This is a genomic window from Microcystis sp. M_QC_C_20170808_M3Col, assembly GCF_007095505.1.
Taxonomy (GTDB): Bacteria; Cyanobacteriota; Cyanobacteriia; order Cyanobacteriales; family Microcystaceae; genus Microcystis.
On sequence record NZ_SFBY01000206.1, the window covers coordinates 1 to 2,802 of the forward strand.

Sequence of the window (2,802 nt, forward strand, 5' to 3'; positions counted from 1 at the left end):
TTGATGTTGAATTCTACTGGTTTATGGAACTTCTATTTGGATGCTGCTTAATTGGTAAGAGATAATGAAATCCTTACTGTGCAAACTTTCTGTTTCTTTTTTATTTCCCAACAAGTCTATTGTACCGGAAGGTAATTGATAGCCTGTTAAATTCCCTTGTTTCCACCACCTCCAAGCCGTTCGATAACTTATTCCTGTTTTTTTTGCCTAGTCTGATAGTTTCCTGTCTATATATTACCATGCCCGGCTATATATGACTATATTTGCATTTAAACTTTACAATACCATCAGTTTGAGAATTCCCAGAAGGCAACAAAAAAATGACTATTTCCTTGCTATAAGTATTGTAGATGTCAAGAGTGTTAACTGAATGTCTATAGTGGTATCCCCCGAACAAGTCCATCAAATCGTCAACAACCTCCATCACGATCCCTTTGAGGTTTTGGGGGCCCATCCCCTAGAAAAAGAAGGAAAAGTGAATAAATGGGTTGTTAGAGCCTATTTACCGAAAACCACGGCCGCTTGGGTTATTTTACCGTCCCAAAGACAAGAATATCCCATGAAGACCGCTTATCATCCCCATTTTTTCGAGTGCGTCATCGATATCGGTGAACTGAACAATTATCAATTACGCATCCACGAGGGAGAACAGGAACGGGTAATCTATGATTCCTATGCCTTCCGTTCTGCCAAACTCAGCGATTTTGATTTACATCTGTTTGGGGAGGGCAACCATCATCGCATTTATGAAAAATTAGGGGCGCATTTAGCCGAAATCGAGGGTATTAAAGGGGTTTATTTTGCCGTTTGGGCCCCTAATGCCCGCAACGTCTCGATTATTGGTGATTTCAATAACTGGGATGGTCGTGATCACCAAATGCGGAAACGTAATAATATGGTCTGGGAATTGTTTATCCCAGAAATCGGTGTTGGCACTAAATATAAATACGAGATCAAAAATTGGGAAGGTCATATTTACGAAAAATCTGATCCCTACGGTTTTGCCCAAGAAGTACGCCCGAAAACCGCCTCGATCGTGGCCAATTTAGATAGCTATACTTGGGATGATAGCGATTGGATGGAAAAACGCCGCCATAGCGATCCTTTAACTCAACCGGTTTCCGTTTACGAATTACACCTCGGTTCTTGGCTGCACGCTTCTAGTGCCGAACCCCCCCGTTTACTTTCTGGGGAAGGGGAACCGGTTCCTGTGTCGGAATGGAACACTGGGGCGCGCTTTTTGAGTTACTACGAGTTGGCCGAAAAACTAATTCCCTACGTTAAAGAATTAGGTTGCACCCATATCGAATTATTACCGATCGCCGAGCATCCTTTTGATGGTTCTTGGGGTTATCAAGTGACGGGTTATTTTGCCCCCACCAGTCGCTACGGCAATCCTGAAGATTTCATGTATTTTGTCGATCAATGTCACCAAAATGGCCTTGGTGTGCTAGTGGATTGGGTCCCCGGTCACTTCCCCAAAGATGGCCACGGGTTAGCTTTCTTTGATGGTACTCATCTTTACGAACACGGCGACCCGCGCAAAGGGGAACACAAGGAATGGGGAACCTTAATTTTTAACTACGGTCGCAACGAAGTCAGAAATTTCCTCGTCGCTAATGCTCTTTTTTGGTTCGATAAGTACCATATTGACGGCATTCGCGTGGATGCGGTGGCTTCCATGCTCTATCTCGATTATTGTCGTAAAGATGGGGAATGGGTGGCTAACGAGTACGGTGGCCGGGAAAATTTAGAGGCCGCTGAATTCCTGCGTCAAGTCAATCATGTGATTTTTAGCTATTTCCCCGGAATTCTCTCTATTGCCGAAGAATCCACCGCTTGGCCGATGGTGTCCTGGCCCACCTATATGGGCGGTTTAGGCTTTAATTTGAAGTGGAATATGGGCTGGATGCACGATATGCTCGATTATTTCGGCATGGATCCTTGGTTCCGTCAATTCCATCAAAATAATGTCACTTTTAGTATGTGGTATAACCACAGCGAGAATTATATGCTGGCTTTGTCCCACGATGAAGTGGTTCACGGCAAAAGTAATATGATTGGCAAAATGCCGGGGGATGAGTGGCAAAAATTCGCCAATGTCCGGGCATTATTTAGCTATATGTTTACCCACCCCGGCAAGAAAACCCTGTTTATGAGCATGGAATTTGGCCAGTGGAGTGAGTGGAATGTTTGGGGTGATTTGGAGTGGGGTCTTTTGCAGTATCAACCCCATCAACAGCTAAAACGCTTTTTCACTGATTTGAACGCCACCTATAAGAGTGAACCTGCTTTATATACCCAGGATTTTGGTCAGGATGGCTTTGAGTGGATCGACTGTAGTGATAATAGTCATAGCGTCGTTTCTTTCCTGCGCTGGAGCAAAAATTGGCAGGAGTTTGTGGTGGTGGTCTGTAATTTTACTCCCCAACCCCACAGCCATTATCGCGTTGGTGTACCTCATCCCGGTTTTTATCAGGAAATCTTTAACAGCGATGCGGGTAAATATGGCGGTAGTAATATGGGCAACCTTGGCGGTAAATGGTCGGAGGAATGGTCCTATCATAGCCGTCCCTACTCGATCGATCTCTGTTTACCACCTTTAGGGGTTTTAGTTCTCAAAATCGATCCTCATGCTTCTGGGGAATAGGGAAGCTTTTTTCAGTGATCAGTAAACAGTAAAAAGTTATCGAAAATTTGGGTTAAAACCCCGTCGTTTTACGACGGCTTTAAGCTACAATGGAAAAAGCGATAACCAAGCTAAAAACTGAACCTTGACCACAGATAGTAGGGGGTTTCGTT

At 44.1% G+C, this 2,802-nt stretch carries 1 protein-coding gene; it reads left to right on the forward strand.

Features of this window, described 5'->3' with window-relative positions:
- Positions 1-370 precede the first annotated feature (370 nt).
- On the forward strand, positions 371-2,650 hold the full coding sequence (glgB, locus tag EWV84_RS09280) for a 1,4-alpha-glucan branching enzyme (protein ID WP_287077777.1): 2,280 nt from the start codon (positions 371-373) through the stop codon (positions 2,648-2,650).
- Positions 2,651-2,802: the final 152 nt, after the last annotated feature.